Raw genomic sequence first — 22,779 nt, 5'->3', positions numbered from 1 at the left:
GGGGAGTAGAGGAGTGGAGGGGTAGAGGAGTGGAGAATTAGAGGAGTGGAGAATTAGAGGAGTGGAGAATTAGAGGAGTGGAGAATTAGAGGAGTGGAGAATTAGAGGAGTAGAGGAGTAGAGGAGTGGAGGCTATTAACCGTTAACCATTAACCACTGACCATTAACTATTGACCATTAACCATTGACCATTAACCACTGACCATTAACCATTGACCATTAACCATTGACCATTGACCATTGACCATTAACTATTGACCAATCTTTGCCATTTCACGGTGTAAGTTCACGTTAATCTGCAATATCTCGTTAAACAGGTGGCTGTACTCATCTATAGAGGCGTGTAAACCCAGAGCCATGAGAATCGTTAAGTTGTTTTCAAGCGGAGTGATAGGATCAGAGTGAGCCATCCAATTGGCGTGCATTCGGTAGAACTTCTCTGTATTCAAAGCGTGTATCAAGTTGTCTCTCGTTAACCTCAAAGCAGCAATGGCTTCTTCCCGACTTTGAGCGTGATCCTCGCATGGGTTGGATGAACTTTTCCAGTGGTCAATCAAATGCACCCGATGCACTAGACGGTTATACTGCTGGACTTGAGCCATCAACTGTGTAAAGGTTTTGAGATGCTTTCCCCGTTTCCATAACATCACATTCATCCAGGCGATCGCCACCAGGGTCACTCCCAGTAGAACGATCAGCAGAGGCATAGCATAAAGCAACTGTTGAAAACGCCGTAACACAATCAGACTGATGGGTAGGACTAGAATCAGCACTGTGCCCACAATACAAAACTCAGTCATGAGAACAGAGAACAGAGGCTTCAAACTTTTGTAAACGATCGCTCGATGAAGTGCGATCGCTAACTCATCTCTAAAACTCAAAGTTGCAATCTGATCTAATTCGAGCGGGGTGATTGATAAATTTTCGAGGGGCGATCGCATGGCTTGATTTCGGGGTTGCACCATCATTGGAATCCCAACACATCACCGATGACTTTCAACATATGCAGGTAGAAGTTACTCTCCTGCTCTCGAAACAGCGTTACGGGTGCTCCTGGTGCGCCAAAGAAGGGACGCAGTGTCCACCCTAACTGACTACCGACAAAGCCATAGAGCACTAACCAGGCTTTCATAATCGTGGCGCGATGAGGGTTGTCATCGAACTCGTGCTCCTGACTGGCGATATATGCCATTCCTTGATAGAAGAAGTTGATGCCAATCCAACCTGTGGTTGCAAAAATCGCAACGTTCAACAGCTTAAAGAACAAGTAATCTTGAATTGACAGTCGAAAGAATAACGTCACGGGTGCGAAGGCAAACAGTAGGATACTAATTGCCGCAGTCGATGCCAGTAACAACGCTAAGTATTGTCCAAATGTGCGGCGAGAGCCAGAAATGACATCAAAGAAATAGAGCGTGGGTAGACAAATGAGCAATGTGATTAAGTAGAGCGCAGGTAACTTAATCGCAGAAGCGATCATCTGTAACCAACCACTGGATGAGCCAATAATCGCACCGTACAGCGCAATAAAAGTAGAACTGCAAATGAGTAGAGAGATGATTTTGCGATCGAGTCGGATGCCTTTGTAGACTTCTTCTAAGAAAGTCTGGCGATCGCGCAAGAACCCCATCAAGATGGCAAAGTGATTCACAACGGTTTCCTCAAAACGGGTAAACGTGCTTCATTGCTCTATCGGGCGATCGCTCTTAATTTTTGGGGAGATTGGTCGTGTCTTTACACAAACTTCATAGAAAGTGCTGAGTGGTAAGGACTGAGGACTGAGTGCTGAGGACTGAGAGGATGCAAACACACTCTATCTTGTTCCTGGCTTTTCGCTGGAAATATAGGGTTGGAGGTTTTGCCTCCTTATCAGGCAGTAGCGTAACGGCAACCCGTAGACATTGGAAAAGCCGCAATTATCCCCAAAAGGAGAACTGTTTCGCATCCCTCCAACACACTCTAGATCTGCGACTTCTTGAAGAAGTCGCAGATCTGAGCACACTTACTCCCCTCCTCCCCAAGCCTATCGCTCTAACACCGTCATAAACTTGCCTTGAGCAAACGGAGCAGGCACAATCGGCATAAAGTGAACGCGATCATTTACCAGTTGTTTGACATAAAACTCGTTAATCGTGTGTTTCACTTGCTCTCGCGTTCCGATAATCCAAATCTGCACTTTTTCGGCAGGCGGAACAGGCAGACGTTCGTTGAACTCTGTTGTCATACTATTTGCCTCACTGAAGGAGATGAACTGTAGCGAAGAAAAGCTTAAGGCGTAGTTTCCTAACTACTTGTTTTGCTTCAGTAAGGCGATTGATCCTAAAATCAACACAGCCTAACCTCCTGCTTGCACCAGGAGTTAGGTTAGCTGGTTAGGAGTGCTGGTAACACTCTTAATCAGCGTTATCCTCACCTTAAGCTTGTCTACTGGAAATCCAGTGTTTCATAGAATAATCCAAAGGAAGATTGTAGACAAGCGTACTAAGAGAATTGTTTCACCCGAATCACATCGCGCACCGAGCCGAGCAACTTTACAGGACAAGGCAGGACTTCACTGATCCTGGAAATCGATCTAATTGGACTATTCGTGCATTAGTATGCAAGCGAAGCTCATAGAACCAGAAGAAATGCAGAACACAATCAACGCATTCCCTGAGCAGAGGTTAATATGGAAGTATTCAAATCCGCCTAATATCCCAATTTTCCAAATGGAGTGAAAAAATCATTCTAATTGGGTTCTACAGGGGTATTAGGCTGCAAAAATCGATCTAATTGCCCGATTTTCCAAATAGCGTGTTTTTTTCATTCTATTTTCCCTAGGAGGGTATTAGGTTGAAAAAATCGATCTAATTAGATTGTTAGCCTGCTGATCTGCTGACCGAGGCAGATAACATAGTTGCGGCTCTGCGCATAATCTGGATACACAATTTTGCGAACTGTGCAATGTACGTTAAAGTCTTAATGCTCTTCTTTGGCAAAATATCCTAATATGGGATATTAGGTTTGTTCCTTGGAAAGCTACGAGACTTAATTCTTTGCAAATGCATAGCCCTAATAGAAATTTTCAACTAAAAACCAAAGCTGCTAGTACAGTAAGTCGTGGAAAAGCAGTCAGGCTTGGCATAGAACCTAGCTTTTCTATGTGGAGTGATGATTATGTTTCTTTGTATTTAGGCGATAGTCTCGAACACTATGCTGCTTGGGAAAAACCAACTGTCATTATTTCTGATGGAGGATACGGTGTACTCGGCTTTGAAGGCGATACATCAGATCACCTTGACTTGCCACAGTGGTATGAGCCTCACATTGAAGCATGGTCACAACATGCTTTACCAAGTACAACGCTTTGGTTTTGGAACTCAGAAATTGGCTGGGCTGTAATTCACCCTATTTTAGAGAAGTATGGCTGGCGTTATGTCAATTGCAATATTTGGAATAAGGGTAAGGGGCATATTGCAGGTAATGTTAATACAGGAAAAATTCGTAGATTCCCTGTAGTTACAGAGGTTTGTGTTCAATATGTTCGAGAGGTGACTATTGACGGACTGATCTTAAAAGAGTGGTTGCTGCGTGAGTGGAAACGTTCTGGACTTCCCCTACGCAGGGCTAATGATGCTTGTGGTGTAGCTGATGCAGCAACTAGAAAGTATTTTGATCAAGGGCATCTTTGGTATTTTCCTCCTTCAGATATGTTTGGGAAATTAGTTAGCTATGCCAACGAGCATGGCAAGCCGGAAGGTAAACCCTATTTTTCCTTAAATGGTGAGGAACCTTTGACAGGAGAAGAATGGAGTATGATGCGCTCAAAGTTCTCATGCCCTCATGGATTCACCAATGTTTGGGAAAGACAGGCTTTGCGAGGAGATGAAAGGATAAAATCTTCATCTGGTAAAGCTGTCCACCTTAATCAGAAGCCACTTGATTTAATGAGCCTTATTATTGAGGCTTCTAGTGACGAGAATGATATTGTTTGGGAACCCTTCGGTGGGCTTTTTAGTGCATCGTTGGCTGCACATAAACTCAGGAGAAAAGCTTACTCTTGTGAAGTTGACTCAGACTACTTTTACTACGGAACTAAAAGATTTAATCCAGAAGTTCATCAATACTCTCATCTCTAATATCTAAATGCTTTTGTAAAGCACTTTTAATTTGACTTTCCTTTCGACTAAGCAAAAGTTTATTCCACTGCCCAACGGTCATACCAGAAACTTGAAGACTGTAAATATTTTCTTTGAACTTCTCTATTTCTGGGTGACAAATTCTATCCATCTTTGGATAATTCGTGTCCAACCTGTACTTATACTTGTTCAGGAGTTGTCTCAGTAGCGTTTGATATTCTGGGGTTGGCTTATAAATTCTTCCTTCAGGTCCCCAAGAATCCACTAGCTTTTGTGCTTCTAAAAACTCTTCGTGTGAACCTTGAAATTTATGACCATTAGTATTTGTCTGCTGCAAATTAGCAGTTCTTGTAGATGTGTCTTCAGGCTCTAGAACAAGATAATCTGGGGGATCATGGTAGTGAGTATCTCGAGCTATTGCCACTGATAACCCAGAAACAACGCAGATATCAAGGATGCGTGGTTTTCCATAAATAATTTTTTCCGGTAGCCATGCCAAAATGGCTACATGAGTTTGATCAAATTTAAAGTGATTTTGGCTGTCTTTGAAGCGTGCAGTTATCTCTGTTGCGAGAGGGAGCCATGCTTTAATTTCTAGACCTGGAGTTGGTTGGACACTACCTCTAAAGATGAGATCGGGAAAACCAGGATCTTGCCTCTCCCATTCTCCAAAATCCGAAAAGTCTCCCTTCTCATTTAGAAATTCAACCGTATTAATTTCAATCAAATTACCTAAAAAAGCTGATAGCTTAGAGATGATTTTTGATATATCTGCTGCTGAGTCAAGGGATACAGGCTTAGATATTTCTAACAGGTCAAATATATGCCCAGATAGTCCGCCTAAATGTTGAGTTGCCAATCTAATGACATCCTGAGTATTCATTTTGTCTCCTCACAGGATATGGAAGAAGAAAGCTGCTCAACTCTCTGAAGAATACTATAGGGATCTGCACCTATGGCACGAGCAACAAATAGAAATTCAATGACATCTAGTCTTCGTTCACCGTTTTCATACTTTGCGACAAAGGATTGAGGCTTCTTCAAAGACTGAGCAAGGTGAGATTGAGTAAGCTTTGCCTCTTTCCGAGCCTCAATCATGCAAAAGCGAAAAATTTCATACTCACGTGTGAAAACGGATTTCATGACGTTTGGTTTCGCCACTGTATCTATAAGCGACAAGATAAACCCATTTTCGGATAATCCCAAAATAGGATTTTTCCGGCATTCTGGCTATAGTAGAAAGGAAAGCAGGCTAACAACCCCCTTGCAGCGGACGGGCGTAAGCTTCTTATGCTTAGTTCTAAGCTGCCTGCCGCCGCTGAAGGGGAACGTTAGGTGGCTTTGGCTTCTGGTAGAGACAGTACATTGAGCATATCTCCTTAGCCTTATAGCTCCAAGACATTTGAGCCGTCTGTAGGGTAAAGGCTATAATTTTCGTAGATTCATCAACCCCTTGGATATATATGAGCCAGCAGCTAACTCTGGAACTAAGTGATGAGGTTTATGCAGATTTACAGCAGAAGGCTAATGCTGTAGGTCTGTCTATTGCAGAGTGGATTGTTGCTGTAGTCAGTTATCAAAGCAGTGGGGGCAGTAAAGCTTTGCACTCAGTAGAACAACAAGAAGAAGCTCGACGAAGATTTAGAAACCATGCTGGGGCAATTAGTCTTGGCTATACAACAGGTATAGATAATGAAAGCATTGATGCTGATCTTGCGAGAGCCTATGCAAGTGAGTACGAAGGATAAGATCGGCTTGTGCTTTTAGATACGTCAGGATTACTGTGTTATATCCACCAAAACGAGCCACAGCATCAAGAAGCGGTGCAGTTTCTCAGCAGCACCAACAAGAAGTTTTTGACTCATAGTTATGTTTTAGCTGAGTTGATTGCTTTGGCATTGATACGTCGTTTTCCTCGTCCTGCGATGCTGGCATTTGTGATGGACTTGCTTGATAATCCAGATATCGAAACAGTTTGGGTAGATGAGCAACTGCATCGAGAAGCCATGAAATTGTTGATGGAACGGCAAGACAAAACTTATTCGTTATGTGATGCAGTCAGTTTTGTTTTGATGCGTCACCGTGGAATGACAGAGGCATTGACCACTGATCGACATTTTGAGCAGGAGGGCTTTGTAAAACTGTTACGGTCAGCCCCCTAACACTGCGTTGGTGTGGACGGAGCAGAGGCTATCTGAGTGTTTTCAGTGTTGGCTGCCGCCGGTGACGCTCACCGTTAGCTGGCTTCGTTTCTGGGCTAGGGCTAGTACAGGAAGATAAGTTGTTGGTGTTCAAAATCACGAAGCAACAACGCGCGTTTGAGCTTGTGCATGAGATTTGGGCTTCACTACAATTTCCACATCTCGCCCCAAAGCATTGAGAAAGCGAAATAACCGTGCAGTCGAAAACCCGGTTAGTTTTCCATTGATTAATGCCGAGATTTTAGGTTGGTCAATTCCTAATGCCTCTGCTGCCTCAATTTGGGTCATTTGTTGAGCAGTAATGATGCTGCTGATCCGCCGAGCAAGTTCTGCTTTAACCAGCAATTCGTCAGCATTGTCCAAACTCAAATCTTCAAATACGTTGCCGTTACTAGCTTGTACTCCAATTTCTTCAGTCATATTTTGCTCTCCCTGGTGTTTGCTGTAGTTTTGTGCGTAGTGTTTCTTGGCTCGTTTCAGCCTTGCTTCGATCAGGTCAATATCCTGCTTAGGAGTCGCAATACCTTGCTTTGATTTTTTCTGGAAAGCGTGTAAGACGTAGACTACTCCAGCCAGTGTTACCGTGTAGACAGCTCGATAAGTATCTCCGTCAAAATTTTCTACAATTTCCAGTACTCCGGTTCCCTTAAATCCTTTGAGTGGTTTGGCTGAGGGGTGCTTTTCATCATATTGCGCTAAGTACAATGCGTACCCAACAGTTTGCCGCACATCCTCTGGAAAGCCCTTCAAATCGTCCAGAGAACTCCCGACCCATTCAACTGGCTTTGGTAATGCATTCATACCTCAAACATGCTAGTTTTGGCATACTATTGTCAATAGTCAGGCTTCATCTGTTAGTGCCAGCCAGCTATCACTTCATGGCAGCGGACGGTCGAAAGCCGCTGGTGCTGAGTTCAAGGTTATCTGCTGCCGCTGCGTTTTGTCGTTAGCTGGCTCCGTACCCAGTCCTTGAGATCGGCCTTTGAGCCAGTCACTAAATATGAAAGTCTTCAGGAAAAATTACTCGGCGATCGCCCTCATCCACTGCCCCCAAAGCCTTTAGCGTTGATTTCTGGGCTTCGGTGATACCTGTGACTCCGGTAATATTCATGCCTTCGTAGGGGCGATCGCTCCGCATTGTTTGCAAACACTCACCCGTGTCAGCACTCCAAATTTTTATAGTTTCATCCGCACTACTAGTAACAATCAAGGGTTTTGAGGGATGGAAGTAAGCAGACAAGAGGCGATCGCCATGCCCTTTCAGTGTATGCAGCAATTCTCCCGTGTGAATATCCCACAACTTCGCCGTAGCATCTTTGCTACCACTCACCAGTTGTGTACCTTCAGCATTAAAATTCACAGACATTACCCAATTTTGATGTCCTTGCAACGTGGTGAGCAAAGATTTCTGATGTACATCCCATAACTTAATGTCGGTATCCTCACTGCTACTCGCCAGCAAGCTGCCATCGGAGCTAAAGCAAATTGACCAAATGGGACCTGTATGCGCTTGCAAACTTATAGGAGAGGATGCGGCGGCAACCTCCCAGAGTTTCAACATTCCGCCAGCATTACTACTTGCCAACCAGTTGCCCATTGGATGAAAACCCACTGACATGACCCAACTCTCGTCTGTCCATGTTTTAAGCAGTCGTCCTGTCTGCACATCCCACAACTTTACGGTGCAGTCATAACTACTGCTGACAAGACAAGTGCCATCCGGACTAAAATTGACAGATGGAACCCAGTCATTATGTCCTTTCAGCGTTTTTAACAAACTGCCCGTCTGCACATCCCACAGCTTGATCGTATAGTCAGCACTGCTACTAGCTATTAAGCTACCATCGGGGCTAAAACAAACCGCAAAAACCCATCCCTGATGTCCTGATAATGTTTTCAGGAGCGTTCCGGTTTCAGTATTCCAGAGTTTTATGGTGTAGTCAGCACCGCCACTGGCTAGAACGATGCCATTGGGGCTGAAGTGGGTTGTCCAGATCCAGTTGGTGTAGCCCGTTAAGTTATTTAAGAGACGGCGCGTTTTGACCTCCCATAGCCTGACTGAGCAATCCGCTCCACCACTGACCAGGGTTGTCCCATCAGGACTAAAGCCAACGGACAAAACACAATTTGTATGTCCTTGTAAGATATTTAGGAGGTTTCCAGTTTGCACGTCCCAAAGCCTCACGGTCTGGTCGTGACTGCTACTGGCCAACAATGTGCAATCAGGGCTGAAGCTGATTGAACCAACCCAGTCCTGATGACCTTCCAGGGTATTGAGTAGACTGCCTGTCTGCACATCCCAGAGCCGTACAGTATGATCGAAACTACTACTGGCTAATCGAGTGCCATCGGGACTAAACTGAACCGACCAAACCCATTTTTCATGTCCCTTGAGTGTCTTCAGTAATTGGCTTGTGCGTACATCCCATAGTTTGATCGTGCAGTCGTCACTACTGCTCGCGAGGAGATTGCCCGTTGGACTGAAACAGACGGACCAAACCCATTTTTCATGCCCCTGGAGTGTGGTTAACAACTGACCGGTTTGCGTATCCCAAAGCTTCACGGTACAGTCAGCGCCACCACTGGCAAGAATTCTGCCATCGGGGTTAAAGCAAACGGACATAATAGCGCTGCTTTCATGCAGGGTTTTCCAACATTGCCCAGTAGTTAAATCCCATAGTTTGATCGTGCGATCGGCGCTAGCGGTGGCCAGTTTAGAACTATCGGGACTAAAGCTGGTTGACCAGACCCAATTGGTATGTCCAAATAGTGATCGCATCGGCGCGAGATCGGGCATTCGCCATAGTCTCACCGTACCATCGTACTCTCCGGTTGCCAGTAACTTGCCATCTGGACTCAAGGCTTCAGCAAAAATGGCACTGAAGTTTTGGATGAAGTCGGATTTAGCAAAGGTAGCATAGGCAAAGTTAACCTGATGTAGGGGCAGGTTTTGAAGATAGACATGTTGGATAATCAAATTTGAAAAATCATAGCCCGTTAAATCTAGCTGCAAGGAACGGTGCAAATTGATCAGATTGCCGACCCCATACCCTGGTTTTGCCGGATCATAGCGCAACTTCTCCAGAATTTGCTGCAAATGGTGTTGCAAAGCTTCAGTGGTTCTAAAATCAGTCGCAAGGGATTGCGCGACCGCGCTTAAAATTAGCCGCTCTTGACTCTCTCTAACATAGTCTTTAACGGTTGTTTTAACCAAGGTAAAGTGGTTAAAACAGTCTATCGTTTGGGTATGCAGTTCAGTGATAATGTGATCGATGAATCGTCTGACGACATATTCCATCACGGCGGGCTGCTGAGTATACAGTCCGGTTTGCTTTTCCACTAAATTCCGCCACGCTAACGATTCTAATGCCTCCAACACAGTTACTCTAGAAGTCGTTGGCACAATATCTTCGATGAGTTCCGTGGTCGAAGTCCATTCTCGGTTGATTGCCAACCAATACATGATGGTTTGCTCTAAATTCGATAATCGCTCAAACTGTTGTTCCAGTAAACGACGCAATCCATTAAACACCATCGTCTCTTCTGCCAAGAATGTGGCAATGTCTCCGTCAAAGAGGCTTTGAATCGAAGCTGCCACAATTTTTAGCGCTAGAGGACTGCAATTGTAGAATTCACATAATCGACGTTTCTCAGCAACTTCACCGATGAGTTTTTTAGACTCTAGAAGAGCCAGAGACGCTTCTAAAGAACCACTCAGCGACAGCGATCGCACTTTTCCATCATCCATTTCAAACGTGCTGATCTCGGCAGGTTTTTCGCGACTGGTGAGTAAGACACAACTTTGATGAGCCGTTTCTCCCAGCGTCCGTAATAAATCCCCGTAGGTTTCGTATCCGGGTTGATAAAATCCCACCCGATCTCCCGGTTGCATAATCGTTTCGGCATTGTCCAAAATAATCAGACAGCGATGGGCACGTAACCAATGCAACAACCGTTCGGGCGATGCCTGAGTGTCTTGTTGATTTGACAGAAAGGTTACCAATTCGGTGAGGAGGGTTTCCACGGGGGGAGCATTCCGCAGCGATCGCCAGATCACAACCTCAAATTGGGCTTGAAATTGATCTGCGAACCTGGCAGCCAGAAAGCTTTTACCCATGCCGCCCATGCCCAATAGCGCAATGAGACGACAGCGATCGCGGATCATCCATTGCTCTAACATCATCAGCTCATCTGTCCGCCCGTAAAAAATGGAAACATCCGGGGCTTCTCCCCAACTCGTCCGGGGAGGTGAGGTGGCTGGTATGGGGGGCGGGACAGGTGCAGAAAGGGGTGCGGAGGATGGAATACTGGCGATCGCGATTTGCGTTAGAACACCCCGCAGATTGGTTTTACTAAGCTTGCGGTTAAAAACACGGCTCAGTAATTTCCAGAGCTTTGGACCAATATCGTTTTGCAGATAGCCAACTGAGTAGCCAGAGCGATCGGCAATCTGGTCATAGGTTTCGCTCTGCCAGGCCCCTTGCAGCAAAGCAAGTTCCACCTCTGAAAGCGATCGCCCTACTTGATCAGAAATTGCCATATTGATCAGGGCGATCGCCTGCTCTAGATCCATCTGCTTCCTCTTCATTCTGATGTAGCCAGATTCATTTAACCATGCCCAGTCAGGGTTTGAGGCTTCTTTCCATACTTTTTAATGCCCATCCCTTCAGGTAAGACCCTACTTTTCTGGGAGATGGAACCCTACTTTTCTATAGAGACACCCCGTTATCCGATCGGTAATCTTAGAACTGTGGAGGTTGAACGGTGCTTTCACAAACCACAGCTCCTCAACTTGAGGCCGTCCAGCAAGGTTTTTGATACCAACTATCCCCTGTCTTGTTTCCCAGCCAATGCCGCTGAGTGAAGCCAGCTTTGGGTTGCAGATCACTGGCACCGTAAGTGTTGAACCTCACTGAACAATTGACTGGTTCACGATTCTCATCAACATCTCATTCACTTTACTAAGGAGACAATCTCATGGGTACTAAAGTGTTTTCCGGTAACACCGACGATACGTTCGCAGCTTACAAAGAAGGCGGATTTCTGGGATTTGGCTCAGAATGGCGCTCCTGGTACATTGACGGTGCGGGCGGCAACGATAAACTGACGGGTGGTGAAAAGAACGACACCATCATCGGTGGTAGTGGCAATGATGTGCTGAAAGGGTTAGGCGGTGCTGATACCCTTGAGGGTGGAGCAGACAATGATGTTTTGTACGGAGCGGGTGTTAATTCCTATGATTATGTGGCTGACACCTTGAAAGGGGGCACGGGACATGATGTTTACTATGCCGAGACAAACGATCTTGTTGTTGAAGCAGCAAACAGTGGCTATGATACTCTCCACCTGGTCGGTTCCTTCAGCTACGCTCAGTACTCTATGGCGGCAAACGTTGAAGAATTAATCATTGATGGCACTGGTAATCTGGAGATCATCGCCAACAATCTGGATAACAATATCAAAGTTAACACTTCATGGTTCTACGGCACTATTGACGGGGGGTTTGGCGTAGATTTCATGGAAGGTGGACAGGGCTTTGATCAACTGCGAGGCGGGGGCGATAATGACACCCTGATTGGTGGGGGTGGCGGTGATGGACTCTTTGGTGACACTGGAAATGATGTCATCACCGGAGTTGATTTCTCTGGCGGCACGGGAGTTGGCACATTAGATAAGTTGACGGGCGGTGCTGGTGCCGATCGCTTTATTCTGGGTAATGCAAGCCAGGCATTTTATGACGATCGCATCTCCACGACGGCGGGCACCAATGACTATGCCCTCATCACCGACTTCCAATCCGGAGTAGACAAACTGGTCATTCATGGACCCTCCTTCGCCTACATCGTCCAGCAGGAGCATAAGTTGGGAGCCTCGGATTTGAAAGACACCCTTATTTTCCGGGACAATGGCACCCGCACACCCGATCTGATAGCAGTTCTGCAAGACACCACAACCCTGGTTCAAACCGATTTCGTTTCATATTAAGTCACATCTCCAATCACTGTCGGTGTCTAGCCTTGCTAGACACCGACAACAAAACCGACCCTGCTGTTCCTTGCTCTGTTTCTCCGCTAATGCAGCTGATTGAAGCCAGCTTTGCTATGTCAATTTGTTGATGATTCATTCAATTTTGGAGGGTTTCACCATGCAACTCATGTCTTCTATTTTTCCAAGACCGAATTCAGCTAAGAACATTTCTACTGATTCATCCACAACACACACGTTGATCTATCGCGGTGCGATCTATCAAATTCCCCAGCAACGGGTGAAACGAGCCACCCGGGTGCAGGAGCAATTTGCACAGCGAGTGGAAAAACAATTGGTCTATCGCGGTGCGGCCTATGAGATCGCCCCGGCATCAATACCTGAAGCGATCGCCCCGACAACAATACATCGGCTGATTTATCGCGGTGCAACCTACCTGAAAGCTATCTAAGGCAACTATTTGAGGTGGAATTTATGAAAATGATCCATGTCGGTCGCAAAATTGAGACAAATCGAGTGACTCAAGCAAGCGATCCATCCTCCTTTGTTGACCACTGTGCAACCTATATTGGCAATATTGTGAAAATGATATTGAATGTGTTCGGTGATCATCAAAAATCTGAACCCAGAATCATTCAATTGCAGGATCGGAACGGTGAAGTATTTTGGGAAATTCATGACTTCCAAACTGGAGAAACGATTTACTGTATGACTGAAGATGACGTTAGGCATTGGCTTGACACGCCTCAATATCGACACTTGTAAACATCGTTTCACCATCAGTTTCAGGATGTTAACCCTATACACGACTCCATCCCTCTGGGGGCTACCCAGCATCAGCCCCGCCTGCATGAAACTGGAAACCTGGTTACGCATGGCTCAGATTCCTTATCAAAGAAACCAGGATCTGGATCTGAGCCTAGCTCCAAAAGGCAAAATCCCTTTTATTGAAGATCGTGGTGAATTCATCGGTGATTCAACCCTAATTGTGCAGCGGTTGCAGCAGCGCACCGGCATTGATCTCGATCGCACCCTTACTCCTGAACAACAGGCGATCGCCCTCGCATTTCGCCGCATGCTCAAGGAGCATACCTACTGGGGATTAGTCCAGATTCGCTATGCATAGAGTCCAACTGGCAACAGTACCGCCAGGTAATGGCTCAAATGCTGGCTCCTGATAGCCCTGAGACAGTTTGGGAGCCGATCGTCGAAGGCTTACGAGAGCGCTTCCTAACTCAACTCCATCAACAGGGTTTGGGACGACATCAAGATAGGGAAATTTGTCAGTTGATTATTGCGGATTTGCAAGCGCTTTCAACCTTTCTTGGCGATCGCCCTTACTTCATGACCAATCAACCCACCACGCTTGATGCCACAGTCTATGCCCATATCGGCAACTTGATTCAGCCTCCTTTCGAGAGTGCAATTGTCGATGTTGCAAGAAATCTGACGAATCTTTGTCAGCATTGCGATCGCATCGCTCAGTTATTTTTTATGTCTGATTCAATTGTTTCAATCTTCAACGGAGTGGTAGATGATGATCGAGCTAAAGTATCTTAAGGTTCCCGATGGAATTCAAAACCTTCTAGCAATCACAAACGAGATCAAATTTTCAATGGTTTCAGAGCCTCTGGTAGGATCTCTGCTAAGAACGTTAGCGACAAGTAAGCCATCCGGTCAGTTTTTGGAACTGGGAACGGGAACGGGAGTATCTACTGCATGGATTTTAAGTGGGATGGATTTGCAGTCATCACTCCTAACCATAGACAATGATCAGGCAGTTGTGGCGATCGCAAAAGCCCATCTGAAAGGCGATAGTCGGGTCACATTCAAGGTCAGCGACGCAGGCGATTGCATTAACCAATTGAACCAGGACGGCAAGCAATTTGATCTGATCTTTGCCGATACATGGGCAGGAAAATACACGCACTTTGAACAAACCATGCAACTGCTCAAGCCCGGTGGGTTCTATGTGATTGATGATATGTTGCCTCAGCCTAACTGGTTAGAAGGACATGAATTAAAAGTGGCTGCACTGATCGGAGAGTTGGCGCAACGTCGTGAATTGAGTGTAACCAAAATGCATTGGGCAAGTGGTGTAGTCGTTGCCACCAAACACTATGGCTCGTCTTCGGCAGAGTTAAGAAATTAAAACAGCGATAGGAGAATATCATGGCTCAATACAGACACAACCTACCTCAACTATCCAGTGATTTATTTATCACCGATGGTGGACTGGAAACTACACTTGTTTTTCACCACGATATTGACATCCCAGAATTCGCAGCCTTTGACCTGCTCAAAAACTCGACTGGTTACCAAACATTGCACAACTATTTCCGTACCTATGCCACCCTGGCACAAACCTATCAAGTTGGCATCATTCTAGAAAGCGCCACCTGGCGAGCGAATCCTGATTGGGGTACGAAACTGGGCTACGACGCAGAATCCTTAACCAACCTGAATCGTCAGGCGATCGCCCTCCTTCATCAGATCCGCCAGGAATACGAAACCCCACGCTCCCCCATTGTCATCAGTGGCTGTCTTGGCCCCCGAGGCGATGGTTACACTCCGGCTCAAGCGATGACCACCCATGAAGCTGCTGATTATCACCGACCCCAGATCGAGGTCTTTCGTGAGGCGGGGGCTGATCTCGTGACCGCCATGACGATTAACTATGTACAAGAGGCGATCGGGATTGTTCGTGCCACCCAAGCCACCGAAATGCCTGTGGTCATCTCCTTTACCCTGGAAACTGATGGTCATCTACCGACTGGTCAAAGCTTAAAAGAAGCTATTTTACAGGTAGATGCAGCTACTGACCAAGCACCAGCTTACTACATGATTAACTGCGCTCATCCCACCCATTTTGCAGCAACGCTTTCTGGTGGAGAACCCTGGCTCGATCGCATTCGAGGTATTCGCGCCAATGCCTCTAGCAAAAGTCATGCCGAACTGAATGAGTCAGAAACCCTGGATGAAGGCAATCCCGTAGAACTGGGTAAACAGTTGCATGACTTACAATTAATCTTGAAGCATCTCAACGTGCTGGGTGGCTGTTGTGGTACTGACGATCGCCATATCGAAGCTATCTGCAAAGCCTGTTTGCCTATATTATGGACGCATTTATCTCAAGGCTACGCTAAGACGAGGACAGCTTTATGAATCCTCTGTGAAAAGCCAGCTAACCCTTGCGTGCACCGGACGGATTAGCAACTTCTGGCTTTGCCTCAATGCTATCTGCCGCTGGTGACGCTCGCCGTTAGCCTGCTTTCGCACTCATGTTACGGACGGGTGAGTAGTGCGATCGCCGCTCTTGTAGGGTGCGTTGTTGATAAGCAAACGTACCATTCTATTGGGCATCCTTACATTAATGCCTAATTGAGCAATTACATGTCCAACTACCGAAGACCTGCGATTGGGGATGGTGCAAAGGTAGTCTGTAGCAGTACGATCGCCCACAGATAGATTTCCTGCATCAACCCAAAAACTCCTCAACCGCTTACTTCAACCGCTTCAGTGCGATCGCCCGCTAACCCTTGCGTGCATCAAACGGACTGGTAATCCCTAGTTTCGTTTCAATATGATCTGCCGCTGGTGCCGCTTGTGGGACTACTTTATATCTGGGTAGGGGTGCTTTGGTGCTATCTATAAATTCCTTATGTGATGGCAGTCAGTTGTCCATCCCAGTTCTCATCCCAACAATCTGAAACCCGATTCTGTCTTCTATCTTCTGTCTTCTGTCTTCTGTCTTCTATCTTCTATCTTCTATCTTCTATATCAGCGTCCCCCTGCATAAACCCTCAAACCTACCCGTAAGAGTGCCCAGAGATGAAACATACCTATAACGGGCTTACCAACCATGCTCAAACTAAACTTCCGATCCTATGCGTCTGTCTTAGCTTTAAGCGTTGCATTAACATCTGCGGCGGCATTCAAGCCAGCACCCGCTCTTGCAAACTGCTCTGACCAACTGGCATCACTAGAGCAAGTTCAGCCATTTATGGAACGTCACTGGCAGGAATTACAACAGCAAACCACCTATCCCTGGGGAAATGCACGTCCCTATGGAACGCTAATGGGTAATCGTATTACACTGACTCCCGAATTCGATCGCTTAACGGGTTCACAAAAACGAGAAGTAATTAACTCCGTTTTTAGCTATTCATTAACTCCAGAAGAAAGGCAGTCCTTTGAGCCATTTCTCATGCCTGGTCCTTACGAGATCTATACCAGTGATGGGCGTTTTGTTGATAGAGCTTCTGCCTGTCACGATAATACGGCGTTAACAGAAAGAGCAAGGTACAGCTATTACTACAATTCTGGTTACTCGCAGGCAGGAGCTGAATTGCGGAATGCAGGTTATTCAGATTGGCGAATTGTGCGGTTTCCCATCTCAGTCGAACAAGAACAGTTCGTACGGTATCGATTCTGGAATGCGATTGGGTACAACCATGCGGATAGTGGTTGGTGGATTGCCTGGGTGCCTGAGACTGGACGTTTTGAGATTAATGCCCCTGTGGGCTTTAATCCGCAGCAACTACAGCGGTTTTGGCGAGTGGCTCCATCACAATACCACTATGATGTGGTCACAATTGATGGAACGCTCGTCCAACAACGTTAGCGTTCCCTGAATGATGTTAGGTTTTCCCTTAACTTATGCCTCAGGTAACCAGGAGACGTGAGCCGAGACAATCTGCCATCCCTGTGGAAATCTGCGCCAGACCTGGCTCTGCCGTCCTCGTCGGGGAGGTTTACCAACCACCCCACCATAAAATTCGAGGGTGACAACGGCTGTATCAGTGTCAAACGTTACTACTTTGAAGTTAGAAATTTCTCGCTCGATGGTCAGCGTTGCTGGTCCTCTGGCTTTGCGAAAGGCTCTGATTTCCTCAATGCCATAGAGGTTTTCCGTGGCTCCCAATCGCACAACCTCTGGTGAATCCCAAAAGAGGGCATCCATCGTATCTAGATCGTTGGTGCAGAGTGCGGTTTCGTACTTGGAATAGAGTTCAGCAACTTCAGCGACAGTTGCAGGATGGTTAATTTCGGTCATGGGCATCTGGGACAAGTGGGCGATCGCTCAACACGATTGATACCCACTGTACCCCGTTGTATCCATTTTGGATTTTAGATTTGTGATTAAAGGATGATATAGCCCACGCATATGCATTAGGACATCAGGGGGTGTGGGGGCTGCGCCCCCAGCCAGGGGTTCCACCCCTGCACCCCGTTCTAACCTTAGTGAGTACTGCTATATACCATCCTTTAAGTTGGAGCTTGCATGAATATCGGCGTAAGGGCGTTTTGCAAAACGCCCCTAACTCTGCTTTGTAATGGCTGTTCCAATTTGTGATGCCTAAGGGTTAGATCCCTGATACGGCATGGGGTTTAACCAATCCCGATCGCAATGCTCTGACCGCAATTTGCACCCGATCATCAACAGCTAATTTGTTCATGATATTTCGGACGTGACATTTAATGGTGTAAGGGCTGAGGTAAAGAGCTTTACCGATTTCAGCGTTTGTCTGCCCTTTAACGAGCAATTGCAATATTTCTAACTCTCGTTTTGTGAGGACGGCAATAGGTTGGTCAGAGGTTGGTTTTTCGAGTTGGTTCACCACGCATCGAGCAATTTGAGGATCGAGATAGACGGCTCCATCCTGGACACAGGTAATTGCTACTAACAACTGAGTAGGGCTGATACCCTTCAGGCAATATGCATCTGCCCCATGAAGCAAAGCATCTGCAACTCGCCGTTCATTGCGATCGCCACTTAACATCAACACGCGCACCCGTGGCAGCAGGGTCTTAAGGGTTTTTAGAACGACAATACTGTTGAGATCCGGCAGATACATATTGAGAATAATCAGATCAGGCTTCAGAGTTTTAGCTGCACTAAAGCTTGCCTGACCGTTGGTTACACTGCCAACAATATTTAAGTGAGGATGAGTTGATAGCCGTTGCTTTAACTCAAATTGCGATCGCAAATCAGGATCAACAATGACGATTTTCAAAGTAGAAGTGCTTTTGGATAGCTCAGGAACTGTTGTGGAATAGTGCATAGAAAGCAGGGTGTAGATATGAAATTTAGTCAATGACCCAGAAGCCGCTGTGCCGCCAATATTGTTCTCGCAATGCTGTATCTAAGTCAGTTTTAGAGATTAAATGCTGTTCAAGCAGTAGTTCACCCAGAAGTTGAGATAAGCAGTAGTGGCGTTGCAATTCGAGGACGGTCTCAAGTCGTTCAGCATCAATTAATCCTTTACGAATTAAGATCTGACCTAACCTCATCTCAGGTTGAGGCACACCACGCCGAATAGAATTTGGCGGTAATACACAACGATTTGAAGACAGATGGCTGACGTGAGAGTGGTTTAGATACATAGCAAGTAGACCCGTTGAGAGACTACTCCGTGAGGGAGGTACTACCCTAAAGAATTTTAGGGCAACTTTTTTAGAGTGGCAAGGGTAATGCCTGATTTCTTGCCAGGTTTAAAGCTTTGTAACAAAAGCGTTATATCGCTGTACCCTTAGTCCCTTGCCTAAAACTTTTGAGGCTACTACAATAGCTGAGTCTCTACTTCTGTTTTCTCACTTCCCTCCACGCATGCAGCAGCCAACCCCAATTCCCAAACTTGCACTTCTGCGTGAACAGGCAGGGCTAACCCAGCGAGAGCTAGCTCATATTGTGGGTGTCACTGAAACAACCATTGCCAACTGGGAACGGGGTCGCAGTGGGCTAGATTGGATTGAACGCTTCATTAAGTTGTGTGATGCGTTGAATTGTGATTTACACGATCTAATCGAATATCCCAGCAGTGAGCCTGTAAAAGAGCCTTCCTTTGAAGAGTTGCGTCAAATGTATCGAGCGGGTCAATTGCTACACCGGAGGGCGATCGACTCTAACACTCAATCTCAGGCAAAGTGAGGTCTTGAAGTGTGAAAACCGTTCTCTTAGATGCTGATCTAATCCTGCAAGGGTTAACGGATGATGGTGATTTTCATCATCATTTTGTGGCTCTCTGGCAGACGTTACAATCATCTACACTTCAGGGCTACATCACAAAGTTTGATCTGGCGAGATTGCATCGCCAATTGGCTCACGAAATCGGACTGGAAGCCAGTGAGCGGTTGTTGATGGCGTTTGAGCGCATCTTAAAAATTTGGGCAGGTGATTCCTCGAATGGCGGAGTTACCTCATATCACTGCTATTTTGACGCTATCATCACCGAAAATCCGCAATCGTTTTACGGGTGGGATGTTCCAACGTTATCAGTTACAGAGTTTCTTCAACGATATGAACTCGATTCTCTGTTAAAACAAACGTCAGAGCCAGTTATACCGCTGACTAACGTTCCTAATCTGCCGGACGACCATAAAGCCACCAACAAACTTGGCACAGCCGTGTTACTCATGTTGCCAATTTTGTTGGAACTTTGGATACATCGAGCTCATTTGAATGGAGTTCTAACGGTCATTGCTAAAAAGGTCAACGAAGAGCCTGAAGCGTCGGTCAAAGCGGGTTTAGCCCCCCACTCTTCTCCAGAAACGATTAATGTTGTCGAACACGCCCTGGCAAACTCGACGCGATCGCCCTCTGCACTGTTACTGTTTTCAGACCTGCCTGGGCTGGGTATCACCGTAGAAGACGATGTTGCTTTGGATGTGCAGTTGGATAGCCAGGGCAACGCTGTCATTATCCGCCTTCAAATTCCTCAAGGGGAAGCTCAAACAGGCAATGTAACGGCGGCTACCCTTTATCAGGGTAACAATCACCAGGCGATCGCCCAAATTGTCATGACAGAGGCAGGGTTGGCGGTTATCGCGCATCCATCCGTTGTCAATCCAAACACGGCGAACCCATCTCAGGCTGTTTCCTATGCTCCATCAGGCATCAGCGCAACAGATGGTCAACTGATTGCGACTGTTCAATACACCGCTGATAGTGGGTTAACGGCTCGGTTGAATGCTCACTCCTCATTGAGGAGCGATCGCAATGAAACGGCTGAGACAGCCAATGCCAACACCGTAGTGTCTGTGCGATCGGTAAATCAGTATTCATCTCTACCGCTGTCGTCTGTGCAACGCGATCTTGAAATTCGCGTTGATATCAGTCCGGATGGCAATCACAGTGTCACTGTGAATTCACCAACGGGTCTGGTTTCTCCTACGGATAATTCAGTTCCTGGCATTAATGGCGGTGGCAGAGGAGCACCTCCGAGCCAACCCCCCGGCAACAGTCAACCCAACCCAAGAGAAATCTATGGCGGTGAATGGGTGCTCAACAATAACGGCAGTTGGATGCCGGGTAATCCTCCATCTCCTGAGGGACCGCCAGAGTCGGATCAGGATGCAGGAGCCGAAACCGATTACCCTACCGGAAGAATGCCAGGTCGTCCCTATGGCATGGCTGTTGATCCCAGCATCACTGTTATGCAAATTGCTGCAACAGACATGGGTTACGTGGATATGTTGTACGCTGTATCCCTACCAGAACCGGATGGCTTACTGGGTGGGGTTCAACATGAAACGATGTGGCATGACACCGATTGGATTGATGTCGATCAGGCGATCGTGATCGATAGCTTATCCACTTCTGTTACGGCGTCCCGTTCAATCACCATTAGCGTTCGTCATTTGAGTGAGATAGAACCCAGTTCTGACCCTCAAACCTACTCAACGGGGTCAATTGGAGGATTGGGTAATACAATCTATCTACCATTCCCCAACGACTCGGCAACTCCTTCCTACGAGGGACTGCCCACTAGCGCAGTTACCGGGGTTTAACTAACGTGAATTCGGGACAAGGATTTCGGCGGTTAAAACTGCCGCTATCAGAGCAAAACCGACCTGCGTCGGTTCGTCAAATCCTGCATTTTCCGGAGTCCGCGTCGAACGATTGACCAATGACCATTGACCAATGACGATTGACCATATCTCAAACTTCTTCATGAATCAAATAGGATAGCTATATTGAGAATTGCTATTGAGTTAACTTCCCATTATGGGTTTCGTTTTATTGGTATCCAAGACACTTTTAATCTTCTGTACAAGATACTTCGAGTCTTTGTTTTTCATTAATTCTTTTAACTCAGACAACGTATCTTCAAGAACTTCGATGCGTTGCACAAAAGCTTGTGCCTCACCTGATACCCCAGTTGCAACGTCCTTCGCTGATTCAATTTCGACCAGTTGTTCTAACTCTGCCAGGGCTGCCCGCGCACTCTCAATTTCGCCTACCAGCGATCGCGCCACAGTAGTACAGGTCTGGGCGGAGTTAGTCAATTCTTCAATGCGAGATTCTAAGCGACTGGCGATTAAATCCATTTGTCGTCCAGCTTCAAAGGTCTGAGTTCCTAATTTGCGAATCTCTTCAGTGATATAGCTAAACCCCGACATTCTGGCACCGTCATGATTTGCCACGATCGCTGCTTGAATGGCAAGATGGCGCACCTGTTGGCTGACTTTCTCAATCATGTTGGAGATGCCGCGAACAGTGTCAAGCTCTTGATTTAGGAGTTGACCATTGGTGACGATCACACCTGTATTTAAACAAATCGCATTTGCACTCTTAAAAGTGGCTCGAAAGGCTTTTGCCCCTTCCACTGAGAGAAGTTGCCCAATTTGAAAGAATCGCTGATTGAGATTGGCAATCTCCTCCGATCGCTCTAACAATTCAGCTTGATTCTTCTCTAATTGTTGATTACGTTCCCGAATGACGGCTTGCTGTTGCTCTAAGAGGTGAGCGTATTGATTCACCTTTTGCCGTTCTTCTTCGAGTTTAAGAGCTTGTTCTTGAATTTCACAATTGACAACTGCCAAAATTTCAGTTTGGGCGAGTAGCAGAACGTCAAACGCCAGTAGAAAGCAATTGGGCTCTCCAGATGGCATAGACTCATCCATGATCACGACAATAGGTTCATGTTTGTCATCGGCGGGACGACTCAACGCCATTTGCATCGCTCGTTGCACGCTATCTCTAGATGAAAGCCGCAAAAAAGATACTTTCTGCATTTGCTCAATAAAGATTTTGATCGGTCGTCTCAAAAAGATCTCTTGACCGAATCCTTTACTGAGCGATCGAAAGAAACGCCGACGCGAGATCACTCCGACAATCCTCGAATCTTCTAACACGATGACTCCAGGGAGATCGGGTTGTTGTTCAAATAGCTGTTCGACATGCTCTCCGGGGTCTGTTGATTTGACCCAACAACCACACAGGGGAAGTTCACCGAGCGTCGATGAGAGGGAGGGCTGAAGTGGGCTATCCATTGTCTTTTAGGAATAGAAATTAAATAAGTTCCTGGCAAGGGGAGATGCCGCAGAACGTTCGGTGATGCTCAGTTGAGGCGTGATGAGGTGTGATTGGTAGTAGTTGTCACACCTGTACAGCGTGCCGAACCCTTACAGAATTGCGTCGTATTCTTGGAGTCTTTACTCGGATGAGGGCAGATGCAGCCAAAGATCCTCTT

At 46.4% G+C, this 22,779-nt stretch carries 25 protein-coding genes; 13 read left to right on the top strand and 12 right to left on the bottom strand.

The window, feature by feature from the left end; translation table 11 throughout:
- Positions 1-251: 251 nt before the first annotated feature.
- The 3 genes from H6G89_RS04485 to H6G89_RS04475 form a co-directional block, all read right to left on the bottom strand.
- A complete protein-coding gene (locus tag H6G89_RS04485; RefSeq protein WP_190504066.1) occupies positions 252-968 on the bottom strand; it encodes a hypothetical protein in 717 nt (238 codons plus the stop codon).
- The gene (locus H6G89_RS04480) at positions 965-1,651 is read right to left on the bottom strand and encodes an actin-binding WH2 domain-containing protein (protein WP_190504065.1); all 687 of its coding nucleotides are present in this window, start codon (positions 1,649-1,651) and stop codon (positions 965-967) included. Before H6G89_RS04480 ends, H6G89_RS04485 begins: the two co-directional genes overlap by 4 nt.
- Positions 1,652-2,023: 372 nt before the next feature.
- A complete protein-coding gene (locus H6G89_RS04475) occupies positions 2,024-2,224 on the bottom strand; it encodes a hypothetical protein (RefSeq protein WP_190504064.1) in 201 nt (66 codons plus the stop codon).
- A gap of 817 nt (positions 2,225-3,041) precedes the next feature.
- On the opposite strand from H6G89_RS04475, the gene H6G89_RS04470 reads away from it, so the two are divergent.
- Positions 3,042-4,118 (top strand): DNA methyltransferase, encoded by a 1,077-nt coding sequence (locus H6G89_RS04470; protein WP_190504372.1) that lies wholly within the window; start codon positions 3,042-3,044, stop codon positions 4,116-4,118.
- Here the strand turns inward: H6G89_RS04470 and H6G89_RS04465 are convergent.
- Together H6G89_RS04465 and H6G89_RS04460 are read right to left on the bottom strand one after the other, a co-directional pair.
- Positions 4,084-5,001 carry a hypothetical protein gene (locus tag H6G89_RS04465; protein ID WP_190504063.1) on the bottom strand — a complete coding sequence of 306 codons (918 nt, stop codon included), beginning with the start codon at positions 4,999-5,001 and terminating at the stop codon, positions 4,084-4,086. The two genes, H6G89_RS04470 and H6G89_RS04465, sit on opposite strands and share 35 nt — an antisense overlap.
- The gene (locus tag H6G89_RS04460; RefSeq protein ID WP_242059837.1) at positions 4,998-5,216 is read right to left on the bottom strand and encodes a helix-turn-helix domain-containing protein; all 219 of its coding nucleotides are present in this window, start codon (positions 5,214-5,216) and stop codon (positions 4,998-5,000) included. Before H6G89_RS04460 ends, H6G89_RS04465 begins: the two co-directional genes overlap by 4 nt.
- Before the next feature lie 365 nt (positions 5,217-5,581).
- Between H6G89_RS04460 and H6G89_RS04455 the strand changes: the two genes are divergently transcribed.
- Positions 5,582-5,866 carry a hypothetical protein gene (locus H6G89_RS04455; RefSeq protein ID WP_190504062.1) on the top strand — a complete coding sequence of 95 codons (285 nt, stop codon included), beginning with the start codon at positions 5,582-5,584 and terminating at the stop codon, positions 5,864-5,866.
- Between the two features lie 9 nt (positions 5,867-5,875).
- A complete protein-coding gene (locus H6G89_RS04450) occupies positions 5,876-6,280 on the top strand; it encodes a type II toxin-antitoxin system VapC family toxin (RefSeq protein ID WP_190504061.1) in 405 nt (134 codons plus the stop codon).
- Positions 6,281-6,415: 135 nt separating this feature from the next.
- Here H6G89_RS04450 and H6G89_RS36580 read toward each other — a convergent pair whose 3' ends face one another.
- Together H6G89_RS36580 and H6G89_RS04435 are read right to left on the bottom strand one after the other, a co-directional pair.
- Positions 6,416-7,120, bottom strand: a complete 705-nt coding sequence (locus H6G89_RS36580) for an XRE family transcriptional regulator (protein ID WP_441339438.1) — start codon at positions 7,118-7,120, stop codon at positions 6,416-6,418.
- Positions 7,121-7,313: 193 nt separating this feature from the next.
- Entirely contained in the window at positions 7,314-10,907 is a 3,594-nt protein-coding gene (locus tag H6G89_RS04435) for an NACHT domain-containing protein (RefSeq protein ID WP_242059821.1), read from the bottom strand.
- A 389-nt stretch (positions 10,908-11,296) separates the two neighbouring features.
- Between H6G89_RS04435 and H6G89_RS04430 the strand changes: the two genes are divergently transcribed.
- The 8 genes from H6G89_RS04430 to H6G89_RS04395 all read left to right on the top strand — a co-directional run bounded on the left by H6G89_RS04430 (position 11,297) and on the right by H6G89_RS04395 (position 16,928).
- Positions 11,297-12,304, top strand: coding sequence for a hypothetical protein (locus H6G89_RS04430; RefSeq protein WP_190504060.1), 1,008 nt, complete (start codon positions 11,297-11,299; stop codon positions 12,302-12,304).
- Positions 12,305-12,464: 160 nt separating this feature from the next.
- Positions 12,465-12,755, top strand: coding sequence for a DUF4278 domain-containing protein (locus tag H6G89_RS04425; RefSeq protein WP_190504059.1), 291 nt, complete (start codon positions 12,465-12,467; stop codon positions 12,753-12,755).
- A 23-nt stretch (positions 12,756-12,778) separates the two neighbouring features.
- A complete protein-coding gene (locus H6G89_RS04420; protein WP_190504058.1) occupies positions 12,779-13,069 on the top strand; it encodes a hypothetical protein in 291 nt (96 codons plus the stop codon).
- Between the two features lie 25 nt (positions 13,070-13,094).
- A complete protein-coding gene (locus H6G89_RS04415; protein WP_190504057.1) occupies positions 13,095-13,430 on the top strand; it encodes a Tom37 metaxin N-terminal-like domain-containing protein in 336 nt (111 codons plus the stop codon).
- Positions 13,431-13,459: 29 nt separating this feature from the next.
- Entirely contained in the window at positions 13,460-13,864 is a 405-nt protein-coding gene (locus H6G89_RS04410; protein ID WP_190504056.1) for a glutathione S-transferase C-terminal domain-containing protein, read from the top strand.
- On the top strand, positions 13,839-14,456 hold the full coding sequence (locus tag H6G89_RS04405) for an O-methyltransferase (RefSeq protein WP_199336522.1): 618 nt from the start codon (positions 13,839-13,841) through the stop codon (positions 14,454-14,456). The genes H6G89_RS04410 and H6G89_RS04405 overlap by 26 nt, the downstream gene beginning before the upstream one ends.
- Before the next feature lie 20 nt (positions 14,457-14,476).
- Positions 14,477-15,469 carry a homocysteine S-methyltransferase family protein gene (locus H6G89_RS04400; RefSeq protein ID WP_190504055.1) on the top strand — a complete coding sequence of 331 codons (993 nt, stop codon included), beginning with the start codon at positions 14,477-14,479 and terminating at the stop codon, positions 15,467-15,469.
- 697 nt (positions 15,470-16,166) lie between these two features.
- Complete coding sequence (locus H6G89_RS04395) at positions 16,167-16,928, top strand: phosphoribosylaminoimidazolesuccinocarboxamide synthase (protein WP_190504054.1); 762 nt, start codon at positions 16,167-16,169, stop codon at positions 16,926-16,928.
- Positions 16,929-16,961: 33 nt separating this feature from the next.
- On the opposite strand, the gene hpxZ is transcribed toward H6G89_RS04395, so the two are convergent.
- The 3 genes from hpxZ to H6G89_RS04380 form a co-directional block, all read right to left on the bottom strand.
- Positions 16,962-17,360 carry an oxalurate catabolism protein HpxZ gene (hpxZ, locus tag H6G89_RS04390; RefSeq protein WP_190504053.1) on the bottom strand — a complete coding sequence of 133 codons (399 nt, stop codon included), beginning with the start codon at positions 17,358-17,360 and terminating at the stop codon, positions 16,962-16,964.
- A gap of 310 nt (positions 17,361-17,670) precedes the next feature.
- The gene (locus tag H6G89_RS04385; RefSeq protein WP_242059820.1) at positions 17,671-18,369 is read right to left on the bottom strand and encodes a LuxR C-terminal-related transcriptional regulator; all 699 of its coding nucleotides are present in this window, start codon (positions 18,367-18,369) and stop codon (positions 17,671-17,673) included.
- Between the two features lie 25 nt (positions 18,370-18,394).
- Positions 18,395-18,691, bottom strand: a complete 297-nt coding sequence (locus H6G89_RS04380; RefSeq protein ID WP_242059819.1) for a hypothetical protein — start codon at positions 18,689-18,691, stop codon at positions 18,395-18,397.
- 223 nt (positions 18,692-18,914) lie between these two features.
- Here H6G89_RS04380 and H6G89_RS04375 point away from each other — a divergent pair, with 223 nt between their 5' ends.
- A complete protein-coding gene (locus H6G89_RS04375) occupies positions 18,915-19,235 on the top strand; it encodes a helix-turn-helix domain-containing protein (protein ID WP_190504052.1) in 321 nt (106 codons plus the stop codon).
- Positions 19,236-19,246: 11 nt separating this feature from the next.
- Entirely contained in the window at positions 19,247-21,094 is a 1,848-nt protein-coding gene (locus H6G89_RS04370; protein ID WP_190504051.1) for a hypothetical protein, read from the top strand.
- Here H6G89_RS04370 and H6G89_RS04365 read toward each other — a convergent pair whose 3' ends face one another.
- Positions 21,095-21,259 (bottom strand): hypothetical protein, encoded by a 165-nt coding sequence (locus H6G89_RS04365; protein WP_190504050.1) that lies wholly within the window; start codon positions 21,257-21,259, stop codon positions 21,095-21,097.
- Positions 21,260-21,298: 39 nt separating this feature from the next.
- On the bottom strand, positions 21,299-22,579 hold the full coding sequence (locus tag H6G89_RS04360) for a chemotaxis protein (protein ID WP_190504049.1): 1,281 nt from the start codon (positions 22,577-22,579) through the stop codon (positions 21,299-21,301).
- Positions 22,580-22,779 lie beyond the last annotated feature (200 nt).

Source organism: Oscillatoria sp. FACHB-1407 (assembly GCF_014697545.1).
In the GTDB taxonomy this organism is placed as follows: domain Bacteria; phylum Cyanobacteriota; class Cyanobacteriia; order Elainellales; family Elainellaceae; genus FACHB-1407.
The sequence above is the reverse complement of the archived record's forward strand: the minus strand, read 5'-3'. Positions and strand labels throughout refer to the sequence as shown.